The 20,368-nt window shown below is 39.6% G+C and carries 9 protein-coding genes; all 9 read right to left on the bottom strand.

Features of this window, described 5'->3' with window-relative positions:
• Window positions 1-40 precede the first annotated feature (40 nt).
• On the bottom strand, window positions 41-1,999 hold the full coding sequence (locus tag HME7025_RS02795; RefSeq protein ID WP_109322181.1) for a M1 family metallopeptidase: 1,959 nt from the start codon (window positions 1,997-1,999) through the stop codon (window positions 41-43).
• Between the two features lie 12 nt (window positions 2,000-2,011).
• Entirely contained in the window at window positions 2,012-3,793 is a 1,782-nt protein-coding gene (locus HME7025_RS02790) for an acyl-CoA dehydrogenase (protein WP_109322180.1), read from the bottom strand.
• Between the two features lie 138 nt (window positions 3,794-3,931).
• Window positions 3,932-4,990 carry a DUF4249 domain-containing protein gene (locus HME7025_RS02785; protein WP_109322179.1) on the bottom strand — a complete coding sequence of 353 codons (1,059 nt, stop codon included), beginning with the start codon at window positions 4,988-4,990 and terminating at the stop codon, window positions 3,932-3,934.
• Window positions 4,990-7,437: a TonB-dependent receptor gene (locus tag HME7025_RS02780; protein ID WP_226998265.1), complete on the bottom strand. Its 2,448-nt coding sequence runs from the start codon at window positions 7,435-7,437 to the stop codon at window positions 4,990-4,992. The genes HME7025_RS02785 and HME7025_RS02780 overlap by 1 nt, the downstream gene beginning before the upstream one ends.
• A gap of 44 nt (window positions 7,438-7,481) precedes the next feature.
• Window positions 7,482-9,038, bottom strand: a complete 1,557-nt coding sequence (locus tag HME7025_RS02775; protein WP_109322177.1) for an FG-GAP-like repeat-containing protein — start codon at window positions 9,036-9,038, stop codon at window positions 7,482-7,484.
• A gap of 3 nt (window positions 9,039-9,041) precedes the next feature.
• Window positions 9,042-12,353 (bottom strand): FG-GAP-like repeat-containing protein, encoded by a 3,312-nt coding sequence (locus HME7025_RS02770; RefSeq protein WP_109322176.1) that lies wholly within the window; start codon window positions 12,351-12,353, stop codon window positions 9,042-9,044.
• A gap of 14 nt (window positions 12,354-12,367) precedes the next feature.
• Window positions 12,368-15,670 (bottom strand): VCBS repeat-containing protein, encoded by a 3,303-nt coding sequence (locus tag HME7025_RS02765; RefSeq protein ID WP_109322175.1) that lies wholly within the window; start codon window positions 15,668-15,670, stop codon window positions 12,368-12,370.
• A gap of 103 nt (window positions 15,671-15,773) precedes the next feature.
• The gene (locus HME7025_RS02760) at window positions 15,774-17,243 is read right to left on the bottom strand and encodes a RagB/SusD family nutrient uptake outer membrane protein (RefSeq protein WP_109322174.1); all 1,470 of its coding nucleotides are present in this window, start codon (window positions 17,241-17,243) and stop codon (window positions 15,774-15,776) included.
• 46 nt (window positions 17,244-17,289) lie between these two features.
• Window positions 17,290-20,289, bottom strand: coding sequence for a SusC/RagA family TonB-linked outer membrane protein (locus tag HME7025_RS02755; protein WP_109322173.1), 3,000 nt, complete (start codon window positions 20,287-20,289; stop codon window positions 17,290-17,292).
• Window positions 20,290-20,368 lie beyond the last annotated feature (79 nt).

The following is a 20,368-nucleotide window of genomic DNA, read 5'->3' as shown; positions in this document are numbered from 1 at the left end:
AATGGGGTAGAACAAAGGTTTATTATCTTGGAAATCCTTACTAGTTCGACTTAGGTGCTCGATATGAATAAGGCTTCCAAGTATTATTTTGAGGATTCAAATCAGGGAATACATGATCTGGATCTATGGTTACTGACTTAATTGGCAAGCTTGTATTGGTCTTGAAATCCCAACTGCCTCCACGCTGCCAAATCTCTACTGGGAAAGTATAACGTTCTTTTTTTCCATCAGATAATTCTACCTCGACAATTCCCGGCATAATCATTTTATCTAAATTCTTGATGGTCACGATGGCTCCATTGGCAGGATTTTGATCCACATACACCACATCACTTACCGTTTGATCTAACTTCCACAATTCAAAAAACCATTGTCTCCAGAACCAGGTTAGATCCTCTCCTGCTCCATCTTCCATGGCATGGAAAAAGTCATAAGGAGTCGGGTGTTTAAATGCCCAATTTTTGATATAATTCTTAAAGGCATAATCAAAACGATCAGCTCCTAAAATTTGCTCACGCAATATCTTCAATCCAAAACCTGGTTTATTGTAGGCTTCCCAACCTAAGTTTCTTGGTTGAACTACATCGGGAATCGACATGATTGGGTCAGCATTTTCTCTAAACATCGGTTTAGCGATTTGGTGCATGTCAAACTTACGGTTCTTATATTCCCCATCGTTGAAGGCATCAGTGGAATAAAAATTGATAAAGGTATTGAATCCTTCATCCATCCAAGGAAACTTACGTTCATTGGTTCCCACAATCATTGGGAACCAGTTATGGCCAAATTCATGGTCTGTTACGCCCCATAAAGCCGCTGTTTGATCACGAAATCCGCAGAAAATAATACCCGGATATTCCATTCCTGACACAATTCCAGCCACATTAGTTGCGGTAGGATAGGTATATTCATACAACCATTTGGAATAATATTCAATGGAGGCTTTTACATATTCGGTAGATCTTCCCCAGGCATTTTTACCATTGGATTCCTCTGGATAAACGGATATAGCCATGGATTTCTTTCCACTTGGCAAATTGATTCTTGCCGCATCCATAATAAACGACTTCGATGTCGCAAAAGCCACATCACGGGCATTTTGACATTTAAATTTCCAAGTCAATCGATCCTTGGCTGGTCGAGATGCAGGGTTTTTTACTTCATCTTCACCACGAATTATAACTGTAGTTTCAGAATTCGCAGCTGCGTTCCAGCGTTTTAATTGCTCAGCAGTAAATACTTCAGATGGATTTTGTAATTCTCCTGAACCTACGACGATATGCGATGCAGGAACATTGATGGCATATTCAAAATTGCCATATTCCAAATAAAATTCACCTGCTCCTAAATAAGGTAGTACGTTCCAGCCCTCAATATCATCGTACACACACATGCGTGGAAACCATTGAGCCACCTGAAAAATCATCCCATTTTTAGTATCCTGCAAACCCATGCGATCTGAGCCATTTTGCGGAGAAGTAAATGAATAAACAATCTTGATTTTAGCCTGTCCTAACTTTTCAGCCAAAGGTTGTGCCAAACGAATCTGCATCCGGGTATCTTCCACGATGAAAGGAGTGGCTTTACCATCCACTAATACGCTCTCTATTTTATATCCACCATCAAAACCCACATTACCAAAGCGGCCACCTGAAATTGGGGTCGTTTTACCTCCTCTGGATTGTGTATTAAAGGAGTTTTGATCCAATTGCAACCATAAGAAACCTAGCTTATCTGGAGAATTGTTTTTATAGGTAATTTCTACATCTCCTGAAATTTTTCGAGCTTCTTCATCCAAACTCACCTGAATTTTATAGTCAGCGGAGTTTTGCCAATAAGATGGGCCAGGTATTCCAGAACCAGAACGATACGGCGAGTTGGATTGGTAATTCCATAAAGGATGAAATAATTCATATGCGCTATATGCCGACTTTGTTTGAGCATTTGCGGTCAATGTACAAGTCAATATAAGGCAAGCGTATGCTACTATTCTTTTCATACAATTCATAATTTATGATTCAAATACAGTTAAATTCTCCGTATCCATTAAACGTTTATTCAATCCCAAAGCCTTCGGCACTTCATAGTGATAGAAGAATTTCATGGTATGTAACTTATCCTGATAAAACTCTTTTTCCTTCGCAGAAGTACTGTTTTCTAATGATTTACTGGCCACCGTCCCTTGCTTTATCCACTGCCATGCCACTACGATCAAGCCAAATAATTCCATATATAAAGTAGAATCAGCTAAGAATAATTCTGGTTTTCCCTCCGCTGCGATTTTCAATTTATGCATCGTCACTTGACCTAATTTGGCCACTTCTTGCTCTAACTCTTCTGCATAACGCTGAATATTGGTTTGCTTTTTAGCCTCCTCAATATCTTTTTGAATTAGATTCAACAATAACTTCAATGCCTTTCCTTGATTCGCTGGAATTTCCCTTCCTAATAAAGTTAATCCATGAATTCCGGTTGTTCCTTCATAAATGGACATAATCCGCACATCGCGAGCCATTTGCTCCAAAGGAAAATCTTCGGTATATCCATACCCTCCCAAAACCTGAACGCCTTGATTTACCGCTTGCAAGCCCATCTCAGCAGGATAAGTCTTAGCTACGGGTGTCATCAAATTCAATAAGGTATGGTAGTTTTCCGCCTCTTCTCCAGTCAAGCATTTGGAATAATCTTCCCACATAAAACACTGGAATAATAAGCCCATGGCTCCTTCTACAATCGCCTTCTGGAAGTACAACATCCGTTGAACATCTGGATGGTTTTTAATCAAAGTGGGAGGTGTTTCTGGATCTTTATTACTCAACTTTCTTCCTTGCGAACGCTCATTGGCATATTGCTTCGAAAAATGATAAGCCGCAGAAGCAATGTAAGCTCCTCCCATTCCTACTCCTAAACGAGCTTCATTCATCATTTGAAACATGTAGGATAATCCTTTATTAGGCTCTCCTACTAAATAACCGATGGAATCACCTTTATCACCAAAAGATAAATGCAAAGCAGGTGTTCCTTTCTGGCCCATTTTATGGTAAAGTCCTAGAGAAATCACTTCATTAGAAATCCATTGACCATTTTCATTTCTACGCTTGGGAACTACAAATAACGAAATCCCTTTGGTCCCTTTAGGAGCCCCTTCCAATCGAGCTAACACGAGATGAATGATATTTTCTGAAAATTGATTATCTCCTCCAGAAATAAAAATCTTTTGTCCTTTAATGGAATATGTTCCATTGCCTAGATCCTTGGCTTGAGTAGACACATCATTCAATGAGCTACCTGCCTGTGGTTCAGTCAAGCACATGGTTCCTGTCCAACGTCCATTCAACATATTTGGCACATAGGCTGCTTTCAATTCCTCCGAACCAAAAGATGCAATCAAATGAGCTGCACCGTTGGTCAAACCAGTAAACATCACAATGGAATTACTCGCCGCTCCACGGATAAACTCGTGCGCTCCTCCTACCGTGCTAGGTAATTGCTGTCCACCTTTTTCATATGAGAAAGTAGACCCAATCATACCTGATTCTCCCATTTCTTTCACATAAGCCTCTGTAGATGGGTGTACATGTACTGTCCCATCAATTAATTCAGCGGGATGTCTATCGGTATCCACAAAATGAGGACGTAAGTATTTCTCTGCGATGGAATCAGCAGAGTCTAATACCATATCAAACATATCGGGCGTATAATCCGCAAAATAAGGGTGAGAACATAAGGAACCGAAGTCCAACACTTCCTTTAAAATAAAGTCGAGATTCCGACGATCATATTCTTTTGCCATATCGATCTACAAATTAGAAATCCAAAAATGCAGAAAAAAAATATATTATGCAAGCATACTAGTTTGCGTTTCAATGGGCTGATTCTAACAACCTTTATGGATTACTGAAATAAAGGGAAAAATGAAAAAAATTATTTATCAGTACACAGGTAAGGTCAATCCTACATTGTATGGAATCCATGCAGCTTGACGGCAATCCCACAAGGGGGAATTTTGATACCTCAATTTGTTAAACTCAATATAATTAACAAGTTTTTGATACGATTCAGCCGGAATCCCATGATAGCGATCCACCAGCATGCGTTCTTTCGACTTGCCAGCCACCATAAAATAGCCCAATACTTGTCGGTCTGGCTTGTTCAAACAAGTCAAATTACCAATGATTTGCGCAGGTACCTTATCAAAAATCCCTCCATCCAAAATGCGCTGGGCTTCTTGGCGTTTCCAGTACTGATGCGTCGCTTTATCTACATGGTAAACCTCCAGCTGTACAACCCATTCTGTAAAATCATCGTAGGGGATTGTTAACAAGGGTATATCGATTTCCCGTCCATCCAAAAAACTATCATCTGCTAATATGGGCTGGGTATTTTGATTTGCCTGCCAGCATTTATTGTAACAAATGGGTACCGGAGCAGGTGGTGGTGGTGGGTTAGGACAAGTAGTCAAAAACTGAATGAAATCTTGACGTTTAACAAAATAATAATCCTCCGTTCCGCGCGAATCTTGTACACTTGCCTGTAATTTAAAATACATGTTCTCTACCTTGTCCGCATTCTTATAGGTGGACGTAAATGACTTCAATCCAAGGGGCATCGATAGTTGCTGCCAATCCGATGCAATATCAAGACCATCGGCTGTCCTAATTTCTAAGCGGTATTTTTTACCTACCTGACCTTGAAATGTGGCAGGCGTTTGGTACATGCCTTTTTGAATCTCTTTGAGTGCAGCGATTGACCCAATCTCATCCACAATCCGTATAGCTGCACCAGGAACCGGCTGACCTTGGAATTGTGTAGGATCAAATGGTGAGTAAGCTGAAGTATAGTTTAGTCGAACGGTGTAAGGGCCAGCCATATTTGACATCTCTCCATATACAACAAAGGCGTCACTCAAGTTTTCTGTCTTGAAATCCGTTATTTCCGTCTCACAAGAGAACAAACCTAATAAGCCGACCAATACCAAGAATCTCTTCATCAGAATTTAAAATTATATGTCAAGGACGGAATGGCTGCTCCTAACACAGACAATTGATATGTACGCGCTTGGTTAATCAAACCTGTTGATGACCGAAAGAAAATGGAATAGGCATTTTCACGGGCAAAAAGGTTGTAGATGGAAAAATTCCAACTACCCTGCCAGCGTTTACCTTCCTTCGGTTCGATCGTGAATCCAATATCCAAGCGCATGTAATAAGGTATACGTTCTTGGTTACGCAAGGTGAAACTTGGACTTGAGTATCCGTCCAATAAGGGTTGTATGTTTGTCCCCGTCAAATAGGTATAGCTTGAACCCCCAGTAACGGGAGTCAAGCCCGGCCGAGGAAAAATCCCATTCGCATATCCATAATCATATAAATCATTGAACGCATAAACTTTATAACGGGCATTCGGGTAGGTAATCGGCCGACCAGAAGTATAGGTAAAATTCGCATTAAAAGTGATTCGTTTGGATAAACGATGATTCAACACAAATTTAAAATTGTGTGGCATGTCAAAGTTGGCCGGAAACTCCTTCCCGAAATTGGCTGACATTTGACTTCCGTTGGCTTCAATCATACGGAACGAACGTGCGTAGGTATAAGAAACCCAGCCAGTCAAACGTTTCCCCCGTGCCTTTTTCAAAAAAAACTCAGCCCCATAGGCACGGCCCTCACCAACCAACAAATCAGTCTCCACCGTTGGATTCAAATAAAGAGCTGCCCCATCTATGTAATCAATTACATTACTTAATCGCTTGTAATATACTTCGGCAGATGCCTCAAAAATGGCATTTTGTGCATTACTAAAATTCCGAAAAATCCCGATCGAATATTGATCTGATACTTGTTGGGGTAAATATGGATTTGAATTTTTCCAAATATCCACAGGTGATACGGCCATCGTATTGGACAACAAATGCATAAACTGCTGCATACGGTTAAAGCCTATTTTAATGGAGGTATTCGTATCCAGTTTTATGGCCAATGACAAGCGAGGTTCAAAGCCTCCGTATGATTGAACCACATCGCCAGATTGAAAGCGTAACGTGTCTGTAATCGTATTAATGGCACGAGGAATTCCTGATTTATAGCGATAAAATTGTTGAGGACCCTGTAATTGATAATAGGCGTACCTTAAACCAACATCAAGACTCATCCGCTTATATATCGGTAAGCTATGCCCAATATATACAGACATTTCACGTGAATATTCAGTTTGCATGGGAAAGGTATTCACCACAGAATTCATTGTACTTGGTCGAAAGGTTCCCGCGTCATTTCGGTAACTCGTAAATTCTACTCCAAAATCACTCCGTCCCCATTGTTTTAAATCCAGACTTAAATCTTCCCGAAGGGTCTTTTGGGTAATCGACGGTCGCCAAATAAACTCATAGCCAGATTTCAAGCCCTCAATACCGTAGGCATATTCACTTGCAAATGCCGTAAAATGATGCGACCAATCTCGCCATAAGGCAAAGTGTTGGAGGCTGATAGTCTTGGTTTCCCAAGCGTACATGGTATCTGCGGCAAATTTGAAGCCATCATAACTTGCATAGGCGGATAAGGAAATGCGCTGGTTTTTCCCGATTCGGTGAGTCAATTTGAAATTCACATCGTAAAAATCGGCTTTACTTTTTTGAAGTGCCGGATTAGGGAAATACCCCAAATAAAAATCTGAAAGTGATCCTCTAACCCCAACAATTAAAGATGTTTTGTCTTTAACCAAAGGCCCATCTATCAACAGTCGGCTGGATATGGGACTAATTCCTCCTTGGAATTGCCATTTTTCAAAATTCCCTTCTTTCATGCGCACATCCAACACTGACGATGCGCGACCTCCATACTTACTCGGAATTCCTCCTTTGTACAAACTCAAATCCTGCACCATGTCGGCGTTGAAACTCGTAAAAAAACCGAATAAATGGGAAGTACTAAACAAAGGCACACCATCCAGCAAGACCAAATTTTGATCTACATTACCACCCCGCACATTAAAGCCAGAAGCACCTTCTCCTACAGTGGAGACACCTGGGAGCAACATGATGCTACGAATCACATCTGCCTCTCCCATCAAATTGGGTAATTTTTTCAGCGTATTTGACGACATCTTTTCCACCCCCATGATGGTTCTGCTCACATTGGCATCAGACTTCTCCTCTGAAATGACTACTTCATCTAAAATTTGTTCCGACTTCTCTAAATAAATGGATATCTGGATATTTTCTTTTAAGTCAATTTTAGCTGTTTTATATTTATAACCAAGGCTTCGAAAAACGGCTCCGTAGGAACGAGCGGGAAGTGATAATGAAAAATGCCCAGAAGAATCTGTTCTTGCTCCAATGGAAAGACCCGAAAAAAAGATAGAAGCTCCTTCAATAGGTGCCTTTGTTTCTATATCCTGTATGGTTCCTGAAAAAACAAAATTGCCTTTTTTTTGACCCAACGTGGCGAAGGACAATAGGAAACAACACAGAAGCAAAACCTGTTTCATCGCTTCAGATTGCGTAAAATTAAAACTCCTTTTGCTTGCTTCCAGGCAGGGTCAAAGCTCCCCTCAGGGAATTTTGCTACGGCATGACTGCCCAAAGCGATATCCAAATCTCCATCACCATCGAGATCACCTACATCCATCACGGACCAGCGGCCAAGATGCTGTATCGGCAAACTCTTTGTTTGGAAAGATTTACCTGTGTTTTCCAGATACAAAAATCCCTCTGCTCCCCGTTTTTGTACATCAGGAAAAAGGGCAATAGAAACCAAATCTTGATCTCCATCTAAATCAAAATCAGCTGCTAAAACTTTAGTGGCACCATTTTGAGGGAAAAATGCACGTTGTTTGAAAGTAAAGTCTCCTTCATTCGTAAATACATAAACACCATGATAAGGTTTTAAAACAGTTGAAAAATCTGCATTGTCGCCCGCTGTACAAACGATATCCCAATCTCCATCCTGATCCAAATCCGCTATATCAAAAGAGCTAGTTCCGTAAATGGGAGGAAAACGCAAGAGAATTTTTTGACTAAACTTTAGCTTTCCTTGATTCAAATACAGGATAATTCGCTCATCTCCTTGCGCAAATAGAGCCAACATATCTTGCTTTCCATCTTGATTAAAATCTTTAATAATTACCCGAGTTGCCCCTGTTTGTGCCTCCACCACATGTTGAACCCATGAACCTGTTTTTCCTTTTTTCCAAATGGATAATCCCCCTACTTGAAAACCAAATTCGCATGAAATCAACTCATCTCCAGCATCTTCATCCATATTGGCAGAACTCACTTGCAAGGGCCGATTTAAGTTTTTTAAATCCTGCTGAATGATTGGGGTGCTTTCTTTTGTAAAATGCACTAATTGACTAACTCCATTCACATCTGGATTAGCCTGAGTAGTAGTACCGATATAAGTAAAACGGTATTTTCCAGCACTCCCCTCCACATGTGTTAGAGCATTTTGGTCTTTCCATTGCTGAATAGCTTTTCCCTGCTTATCCAATAACCAAATAATCCGATTCGACTGATCTCCGGCAATGATTTGCCTATTTCCTTCATCAATTTTAATGGCAGTAAAATTTGGGAAAGTACCTCCTTCCATTTTCAGTGGCAAATCCTCCACTCTAAAAAGCTTTTCTAATGGGGCAATCGAACTTACTTTTGTTTCTGGAAATTTTGATGGAGACTCTGCTAAATAATATGCCTTGATCTTTTCCCAATCATCGTCGGAAATAAGAGCTTGGGGAGATTTTAATATGGCGTAATCCGATAATGGTTTCTGTAATTGATCGATTTCTTTCTGAACCCCCATGAGTGTTCCCATGTAAGGCAATGTACTGTACTTCCAAACATTATTAGGTAGTAAATCTGGGCTTGGTAAAGCATGACAAGTAGCACAATGTTGTTGTGCCAAGGCCTTTCCTTCGGCTACTTGAGTATCTTGACAATTCCATGTGAGTAAAGATATACTCAAAACTGCCAACCATAGAAAGACTTGCACACCTTGGGGTGAATATGGATGAACTCGAAGCTTCCCATGGTTTAGCCGCCCCATAGCCTATTTCAGTTTTTTAAAGACTTGTAACTGATCATTATTCCGACTAACCAAATATAAACTCCCTTTAGCCGTTTTGATTTGCTTGATATCTCGAATATCCCCTTCTAAGAGTAAACCCGTATCTGTAGGAATCAACGCTTTAAAATCGCCTCGACCATTTCCAGCCAAAATAAGTCCAAAGAAAGCATCATATCGTGCTTGATACATGGAGGCTCCATTAAAATTACCCCCGATAATCACATCTAAATTTCCGTCCATATTGACGTCTTCTGTCTTGATGACCATGATTTTGGAGACTTGAGCTAAGCTTGGTAAATCCTTTCTTTTAAATTTACCTCCACCAAGGTTTTCCACGTAAATGGATTCAAACGTATTGATTCGTTTTTCAATGGCTCCTTCCAATTCCTCCTTTTCAAATAACTCATCAATGCTCAAACCAGCAAATTTCTTATAATCCGTAAATCGTTTATTGATAATACTTGGTATCTGTTTGCCCATTTCATCCTTACTGTTGATGGGATACCAAGTATCCTTACCTGCTCGGTTATAGGCTACAATATGCTCTTTGGTATCATTATGATCAATATCCTTGATCAACATTTTCAGCTCTCCTCCTGGATCTCTACGAAGCTTGGTGTTGGTTCCTAAATTGCCTACCACTAAATCCATGTCGCCATCTTTGTCAAAATCTCCGACACTTAATCCCGCCCAAAAACCGCTTAACTCTGACAATTCATTTTCTTTTAAAGTCAATTTCCCTTGATCATAATAGAACATTTTGATGGGCATCCAATCGCCAATAACAACCAAATCCTGATCTTTGTCTTGATCCAAGTCTACCCAAACAGCATCACTAATCATACCTGCTTCTCTCAACCCTGGTGCCCTTTGCTGCGTTTGATCGCCAAATTTACCTTTACCATCATTGATCAATAAATAGGATTTAGGCGAAAGCCCATATTGATAGGCCAAAACCCTACCTCCTACAAACAAATCGGTATCTCCATCTCGATCAAAGTCGACCGGTCGAACCACCGATTTATTGTCATACATCGGTGGAAGAGCCTTTGGATTTCGAGTAAAGTTCCCTTTCCCATCATTGATGTACAATCGATCAAATTGTTCAGGCATATTGTCGTAGAACTCATTTCCCCCACTGACTACATATAAATCCTGATCTTTATCTCCATCAGCATCAAAAAATAAAGCATCCACATCCTCTTGCAAAGAATCAGCTAAAAATGCGGCTTGCTTGGACAATACAAATCCCGTACTTTTTTGTAGGTATAATTGCCCGGCTTGGTATTTTGCACCTCCCACATAAAAGTCATCTAGTCCATCGCCATTCACATCACCAACAGCCAATTTAGGGCCCTCAATCGACACCTTAAATGGAATTAATAATTCACGGTTAAAGTCAAAATAGGTATTTTCTTGATGCTTATAAGGAATATTTGCCGCTTTGCTTACTTCTTCAAACAAAGGCTTAGGCTTAGTCACAAATGAAAAATCTTTCACTAGGATAGAAGCATTTTTTTGTTCTACCGTCAGTGTCGTATTAATAGTTGGCTTCGTCAAGATTTGCATCTTTTCGTTTTCCCAAATCACCAAGACTGAATCTATCTGGGTTTGTTTTCCTATACCAAACAACAAACTAGGCTCAACTGAACTCATGAATCCGCGAGTAGGCACTAATTGTTGTAATTGCTGGCCATCCTTGGTTTTTAGAATCACTTTAGCTCCAATCCCAAAGGTGTTTTTATCCGAGCCCTTGAATTTGATTTTAATGTAATTATGCTTTAATAACTGACGCGCATTATTTTGATAGATTCCAGCAGCTTCATTTAGGTTATTCGTAATTAAGTCTAAGTCTCCATCATTATCTAAATCCGCATAGGAACTACCATTGGAAATTCCTGCGGCCTCAAAACCCCAAGCCTGAGATTTATCCTTAAAACGTAAATCTTTGGACCCTTGAAAAAGGTAATTATGCCACTTACCGCTAGGCATCAAATCAATGGCTTTTTGATCCAATTGATGTGAAGTAGGTAAACCATAATGCAAGGAATCTCCTATGACAAATTTTAAATAATCCAGGTCATTCGGTCGACGTAAAATACCATTGGAAACAAATATGTCTTTGATGCCATCCCCATCGTAATCAGCCATCAAAGTACTCCATGACCAGTCGGTGGCAGCCACGCCAGAAGAAACAGCGACATCGCTAAATTTCTCCCCTCCCATGTTCAGCTGCAAGCAGTTGCGACTGTACTGATTGAAATATCCAAACTGCAATTTGTATAAATAGATATCCAACGGATCCTCTCCCACGGAGGATTTTTCCACTTTTTCATCTTCCGGATACATATCCAACGTCATGATATCTTGGTATCCGTCGTTGTTGATATCTGCAATATCTGAACCCATGGAAAAGCGACTTAGGTGCTTAAAGTGCTCTTTAATACCCTCATGAAACGTGCCATTTTTCTGGTTGATGTAGTAATAATCATCTTCATGAAAATCATTACTCACGTAAATATCCATCCAACCATCATTATTCAAATCAGCAACGGATATTCCTAATCCATATCCCATAGCAGCTTGATAAATTCCAGCTTCTTTGGATACATCCACAAAACGTCCTCCATCATTACGATAGAGATAATCTCCAGCTTCATTATCTTTCAACATCCGCGTATTCACTCGGTCATATGAGCGGGTATTGTGAACGGCGTGATTCAACAAATAACAATCTAAATCGCCGTCTTTATCGTAGTCAAAAAAAGCAGCTTGAGTAGAAAAACCAGTAAAATCCAAACCAAACTGATTCGCTTTTTCAGTAAATGTTAAGTCGCCATTATTGATATACAATTCATTGGAACCTTCCATTCCTTTGAAATTACCCACAGCACAAACATAGATATCCAGCAATCCATCCCCGTTCACATCGGCCATGGTTACACCAGTTTTCCAATCTGAAAATCCTTCTATGCCTGCTTTTTGAGAAATATCCTCAAACTGCATATTGCCTTTGTTCAAATACAACTTATTTTTCCCTTGATTGGAAACAAAAAACAGGTCCACCAATCCATCATTATTGATATCACCAGATGACACTCCACCCCCATTGTAGAAATAGAGGTAGTCTAAAATATTAAAATCTTTGGTTTCGGTAATCTGATTGATGAAATCGATTTTTGTATGTTTTGAATCTAATTTCTCAAACAACACCAAGTCAGAATCATTCGTCTGACAGGCAAACATCATACTAGATAAGAAAAGGGCTACTAGGGCTTTATTCACTACTTTCATGTAAAAAAAACAGATCATTTAATCCATTGAAACAACTGAGCGGCTTCATTGTTTTTGGCTAAAACAAGAAGGATTCCTTGTTTTGCCGATTTAATTTTGGCCATATTCCGAACCTGGCCTAGGGTTTTAAATCCAGAATCTTTGGATTTAATTACATCAAATTTTCCTTGGCCTTTGCCTACTAATAGTAAGCCATAGTTGGCATCAAACCTTCCCCATTCAGGAAGAGTATCAAAGAAATTACCAGCTAAAAGTATGTCCAATTTACCATCTTGGTTAAAGTCACCCGTTTCAATAGCTTTAACCGGAGAAAACTGCGCTTCCACGGGCATGGGCACCAAACTAAAGTGGCCTTTCCCATTATTAATCATGAATGAGGATGAAGTCGTGGTTATTTGTTTAGTCACCATATCTTGTCGTTGATCTTCATCAAACAATTCATCGATGGTCTTATTGGCATAATCTTTATACTTGATAAACTTCTTTTTAATCATGGGCAAGGCACGCTGAATCTCTCCTTTCAGCACCATAGGGTAGGTATTTCCGTCTTCGGTGATGCAAGAAATGATTTGTTCATAGCTTCCATTTTTGTCAAAATCGTTGACATGCAAATAAGCTGGTTTCTCTACTGTGGCCCTAATTTTAGAGTTCAATCCCAAATTACCCAGAATCAAATCCATATCTCCGTCTCCGTCAATATCTGCTACCTTCATAGAACTCCATAAGCCTTCAGATCCCTTCAAATCTTCCATCAGGGAGAGTTGTCTGCCTCGCTCATTTTTAAATATTTTGATGGGTCCCCAATCTTGTGCTACAACTAAATCTACATATCGATCTCCATCCACATCCACCCATTCAGCATCAGTCACCATACCCAACTCAGATAATTGAGGCATAAATCGTTTGCTTTGGTTTTTGAAACCACCCGTGCCATCATTGATGTACAAATTACTCACTGGGTTTAATCCGTATTTAGAAGAAATCATACGAGAACCGACAAACAAATCGAGATCACCATCTTGATCAAAATCTCCTGCAGCTACTGTGGAGCCATTTTCATTAATGGCAGGAAAACGAGTATCTCGTTTGAACTGGCCTTTGCCATCATTTAAGTACAATAAATCGTGTAATTCTGGTGCATTGATTTCAAATTCATTACTTCCTGTAACCACAAATAAGTCGAGGTCACCATCCTTATCAGCATCAAAAAACAGGGCATCCGTATTTTCTGTGGTTCTATCAAAAGCGAAATCTGCTTGTGGAGATTCTTTAAAAACACCCGAAGCTTGTTGAATAAATAGTTTTTTATCTTGTCCTGCCGCACCACCTAAATAAATATCGTCTAAGCCATCTCCATTAACATCCCCCACTGCCATGGCTGGCCCCATGGTAGAAAACTTTTGTTTCAATAAAACATCTCGGTCGTAATCATTGAAAATGCTTTCTTGATGAACATAATTCAGTTTTCCTGAAGTCACATCAGCAAAAAGCAAACGAGGATTGGCTGCCTTATTGACCCACTTATTCTTAGCTGCTGATTGATCCAAGACAATTAATTGATCCACTTTCACTTGTTGAATCACTTGATATGAATCATCCGGCCAAACAATCTTTAACGAATCAATCTTTGAACGATCACCTAAACCAAATACCATTTGATGGTCACTGGACGATTGAAATCCACGATTAGGCATTTGCTGCAACATTTTAGCATCGCCTTGCTGGTAAACTGTTACGGTCGAGCCGATTCCATTCAAGTTTTTTGCCTTGCCTTTAAGAGCAACACGTAAAAAATGGTGCTTCAACTTTTCTGTTGACTTATTTTTAAAGACAGACAAAGGAGCATTGACATTATTCACAACCAAATCTAAATCGCCGTCATTATCTAAATCTCCATAGGCAGAACCATTGGAAAAACCAGTTCCTTCAAGGCCCCAAGCTTTGACTTGATTGGTAAATTTAAAGTCTCCTTGATTTTGATAAGCATAATTAGGGATTGGTACTGATGAGATTTTATCCGTAAATTCTTTATAGTCAAATTTCTTTCCATTCAGCATTTGCTGCATGGTATTTCGGTCTCCAAGAAAGTCGACAAAATCCTGATCGGTTAAATCTTTGGCGATTCCATTGGCCACAAAGATATCTTTTTTACCATCATTGTCCATGTCAAAAATCAAAGCTCCCCAGCTCCAATCGGTAGCATGTATCCCAGACAATTGTCCTATTTCACTGAAAGTCCCATCGCCATTATTTAAGTGCAAGTTATTTCTCATGTATTGATGCCAAAAACCTTGTTTCAGCTTTAGCTCCATGAGATTATAACCTTCAAAAATACTGGTGGTTTTCAAACGACGATCGTCGCCAGGTAACATATCCGTCACGAAAATATCTAGGTTTCCGTCATCATTGATATCAGCAATATCTGCCCCCATGGAGCTTAAGCTTATGTGAGGCATCGCCTTTTCCAACTCTTCTTTGAAAGTGCCATCGTGTTGATTGATGTACAAATAATCCCTTTCGTAGAAATCATTGGATATATAAATATCGGGCCAATTGTCATTATTAACATCGCCGATTGTAATTCCTAATCCAAAACCAATCAAACTTCCATAAATGCCTGCTTTTTCTGAAACATCAGTGAATTTGACCTGACCGTCACTATCATTTCTAAATAGTTTATCTCCTCCTAATTTATCGCGCTGTTCACGCAAATTCAAATAACCTAATTTGCCAATGGGTGTAAAGCTATTGTTGAGCAAATACATATCTAAGTCCCCATCTCGATCGTAATCAAAAAATGCCGCATGGGTAGAAAACCCACCGTCTTCAAGTCCTGCTTCTTTGGCAATCTCTTTATATTGTGGAATACCTGCCTTAATACCTTGATTCAAATAAAGTTGATTTCCCCGTTGATCTCTTGAGCCTGAATTACACACGTATATATCCATCAAGCCATCGCCATTGATATCGGCAAAAGTTACACCTGTAGACCAAAACTTTTTTCCGGTGATTCCTGCTTGCTGCGAAATATCCTCAAAATGCATATTGCCTTTATTGAGGTATAATTTATTCTCTTCAAAATTAGATGTAATAAATAGATCAGACAATCCATCGTTATTAACATCCCCAATGGCAACGCCACCGCCATTATAAAAATTTCGGTAATTAAAGATATTGAAGTCTTTTCTATCCAAACTTCGATTCACAAAATCAATCCCTGTCTCAGAAGCAGGTAGTTCTTCGAAAAGTGTGTCTTCTTTTGTCTTGCAAGAAAACAAGACGATAGAGAAAGAAAAAAACAGGAAAAACTGCTTCATGCTTATAAATTTCTAATTAAGGCTACAAATTACAAAGGGAATGGACAGAATAAAATAAAAAGGCAGAACCAGGGGCTCTGCCTTTTTATCATCAAATTAAAAATTAATACCCAGGGTTTTGTTTCAACAATGGGTTCGCGTCAATACGTGGTTGAGGTATTGGGAATAATTCACGCGATTTATCAGTTACTTTCATGAATTTACGTACTTGAGAGAAAGTTCCGAAACGAATCATATCGTTACGTCTCCAACCTTCCCAAGCAAATTCACGTCCACGCTCAGCTAAAATATCAGCAGCCGTGATAGACGTTAATGCATCCACACCAGAACGAGTTCTGATCGTGTTCAAGTCAGCTAAGGCTTGAGCCGTATTTCCTAAACGGAAAGCAGCTTCAGCACGCATCATGATAGCATCTGCCAAACGGAAAACAACGTAGTCATTTGACTGATCTCCATTAGGGTTATTGCGTTGGATCTCATATTTCTGAGAACGAATACCTGCGATTTGGAATTCAGGATCTGCATCTGTCATTTGATCTTTTTGGAAATCTGCCACGAAAGCCAATGGATTACCTTTGGCATCTGTTAATGGAGCTCCAGAAGCAGCAAATTGCTGACCTTTGATCCACATCGACTGACGTAAGTCTTTAGATTCAAATGAGTTATAAAAATCAGCTAAAGTACAGAAACCATTCCAAGGTGAGTTACCTAAACCGTATGTCTGCTGATTAGCATAGTGTAAGGTTCTCATTTGAAAGTTCATACCACCTGCTTTGAAGCTATCGAAAGGAATAGTCCAAATGTTTTCTCCTGATCCTTGGTTCTGAACAATGAAGTTAGAAACTGTAGAAGAAGACAAACTGTAGTTATTCGCAGATTTGATGACCGCATCAGCAGCATTATAAGCTCCTTGCCAATCGGCAGTTCCAGAATAAACGGCAGCGTTCAACTTTAACTTTGCTAACAACATAGTAGCAGCATCCTTCGTCATACGAGAATATGCCTTACCAGCCACTAAGTTAGGAATAGAAGATTCTAACTCCGATTTGATGAAAGCATACACTTCAGCACGTGGCTTAGTATCACTTTTAGAAGTTGGATCAGTGATAATTGGCACATTACCAAATGCATCAATCGCCATGAAATAATAGAATGCACGGATAGCACGAAGCTCATCCACTGCCTTCTGATTTGTTTTCACTACTGGGATCAATTGATTTACCTGAGAAATGTTACCAAAAATAAATCCCCACATACCGTTGATTGGACCATGTTGTGGAGTCCAAGTATGACGAGAATAAGCTAACCAATCTCCACCATCGTACCAGTCTCCACCACGGGTTGGTACAATTAACTCATCAGAAGAAGCTTCACTTGGATTAAACCAATCCCAAGTAATACCTCTCAAACCTCCATAAGCAGGTCCAAGTGCCGCTGCAATCTGCGCATCCGTTTTCAAGAATTGATCTGCTGGAATTGCATCATACACAGGCTCAGTTAAATCTGTACAAGACGATAGGGCTAACGATGAAATTACACCTACTGAAAGTACTTTATATATGTATTTTTTCATATTTCAATGATATTAATTAATGTCTATAACTAATCTATTTGTATGTCTAGAACGTAAGATTAATACCCGCAGTTAATGCACGGGTTTTGTAATATGTCTCACGAACATCAATTCCTGGAGCCGCAGAACCAATCGTTAATGCTTGACTTACCTCAGGATCTACACCAGTATAACTAGTGAATACAGCTAAATTATTACCTGCTACATAAATACGTGCTCTCTTGAATACTCCTTTCACAGGTAAAGTATAACCTAAAGAAGCATTGTTAATACGGAAGAAATTTCCAGACTCTACGTAGTAATCCATTGGGATAGTACGCTCATCATTGATTACTGATGTTAGAGCAGATTTCAATGCTCCAGATTCAGCAATACGTCCGTCTTGACGACCTAACAATAAGGCGTTTGTATTAACGATTTTCGCACCTAATTGGCTTGTTACTTGGAATTGGAAGTCAAACGCTTTGTAACGAACATTGGTTGTAATACCACCCACAAAAGTCGGGTTAGGATTTCCTAAATACGTTCTATCTTTTGCGTTTGGATCTACCACTCCGTCACCATTTAGGTCTTGGAATACGTATTTACCGTTTTCAATTCTAGCAATCTTAGCTCCGTAGAACTCTCCCACTGGGTGACCTGCTTGTAACACAGAGAAGTTAACAGCTGATGTACCACGGATAAAGCTACCTAATGAAGTAGATAAGAATACCTGATCTGGCGCAGCAAACTGATCATTTCTCAAACTAACAATTTCATTCTGATTGAATGATCCTGCTAAAGTTGAATACACTGACCAATCTCCTTTATCAATCCACTGGTAAGTTAATGTTAACTCTACCCCACGGTTTTGCATCGTTCCAATATTTGCCAACATCGATGGATACACATAACCTTGCTCTTGAGGCACGTTAACTGTGTACAACATATCTTTTGTTTGACGCGTATACCAGTCAATTGAACCCGTTAACTTTCCTTTGTAAACAGAGAAGTCAATACCTGCACCGTAGTTTTCGTTCACTTCCCATTTCAAGTTAGGATTTGGGTTAGATTGAATAGCGTAAGCTGGTAAGAAGTCGTCAGCAGCACCATCATAATAAGAACCAGAAGCTCCGTAGAATGATTTAGACAACAATGGACGAATACCTTCTGAGTTACCAGTTCTACCCCAGCTAGCACGAATTTTCATGTTATCCAATGTAGAAGAGCCTTTCAAGAAATCTTCTTCGCTGATAGCCCAACCCACAGAAATAGATGGGAAAAGACCCCATTTATTGTTGTCTCCGAATTTAGTAGAACCATCACGACGCATATTTACTGTAGCGAAATATTTGTTCAACAAACTATATTGAGCACGAGCTAAGAAAGAAACCAATTTGTACTCATTCTTGTAAGATCCTAATAAGTTTGGATTAGAACGAATACCAAGACCAGCACCTAAATTATTAGCTTCAAAAGCATCCGTTAAGAAATTATTGTTCGATGCACCAAAACCATCATTCACTACATCTTGGTATGTATAACCAGCTAAAACAACTAAGTTAGAAACATCATTCAATTTTTTCGTGTAGTTCAAAGTTGCTTCTAATTGCTGATCTGTCACGGAGTTCAAGAATCTTTGAGCAGAGTTACCACCTACGGTCAACAACAAGTTACCAGGAGTAGAACGTGAGTAAGCTGAGTTATCAGCAGTTTGAGTACGTAATGTTCCTGAAACTTTGAAAACTAAATCAGGTGTAATGTTGTAACCAGCTTGTGCATTGAATAAAAAGTCATGCAAACGTTGCTTGTTCGATCTGTTTTCTAAAGTTGCTAATGGATTGAAGTTGGCAAATGTTCCAGGAATCTGGAAATAAGTTCCATCTGCATTGTACACGGGATCAGTTGGACGCATGTTCATCGCAAAACCAATCGCACGGTTGTCGGTAAATAGACCATCTGTTTGAGAAGCTGACATATTGAACTTCATGTTCAACTTTCCGTCAATCGCTTTCGCATCTAAGTTCAAACGACCTGTTAAACGCTTTTTACCTGAACCAATCAAGGTACCGATTTGATCTAAATAACCTACAGAAGCACGGTATGCTAAATTTTCTGATCCACCAGAAACACCTAAGTTGTGGTTTTGAGAAACAGCATTACGAGTAATCACTTCTAACCAATCAGTATTTGCTCCACGGTCGTCAAAGTTTTGATTGTATTTCTTTGCTGCAGCACGGAATTCAGCACCGTTCAACAATTGTGGACGTTGTGAAATTGATTCGCTACCTACATAGGTAGAATAATCTACTGTAGGAATACCTGATTTACCGCGTTTTGTATTGATCAAGATAACACCATTAGCACCACGAGAACCATAAATGGCCGCCGCAGATGCATCACGTAACACGTCCATCGAAGCGATATCTTCTGGAGCAATGTTTTCGATAGGTGCGCCAATCACACCGTCAATAACGTACAAAGGCTCAGAACCAGCGTTCAATGAACCTGTACCTCTCAAACGTACCGTTGGACGAGCATTGGGATCACCACTCGATTGAGTAATCACCAAACCTGCCACTTTACCTTGAGCAGCTGCTAATGGATTTGTTACAACCCCAGCATTAAAATCTCTAGCTCCTAAGCTAGTTACTGTTCCAGAAATTTCTTTTCTTTTTTGAGTACCGTAACCTACAACAACAACCTCTTCCAAAGATCTAGCCTCTTGTGAAAGCTTAACCTCTAAAACTGATTTTCCTGCTACAGAAACCTCTTTGGAAGAATAACCAACAAAAGAAAATACCAAAGTCGCATTGGACGCAGCATTAATTTTGAAGTTACCGTTAACATCTGTTTGAGCACCTTTGGTGGTACCTTTAATCAAAACAGACACACCAGGAATACCCGAGCCATCACTAGCATCGGTCACTTTCCCTGAAACTGCATCCTGAGCGTAAGAACTCAAGGACATTAATAGTGCAAATGCAATACCAAAAACCTGTAACAGGCCAAGCTTGCATGCACCTGATCGCACAAGGCGACCCACTCTTTTGTAAGAATGCATCATAGGTGAATAATTAAGGGTTTAAAATGATAAATGATTGGGAAACCTAGAACAAGTAAGAGATCATTGGGTTTAATTTGGA

The sequence above is a fragment of the Aquirufa nivalisilvae genome, assembly GCF_003143535.1.
Lineage (GTDB): Bacteria > Bacteroidota > Bacteroidia > Cytophagales > Spirosomataceae > Aquirufa > Aquirufa nivalisilvae.
This window is presented reverse-complemented; position numbering and strand designations above follow the sequence as displayed.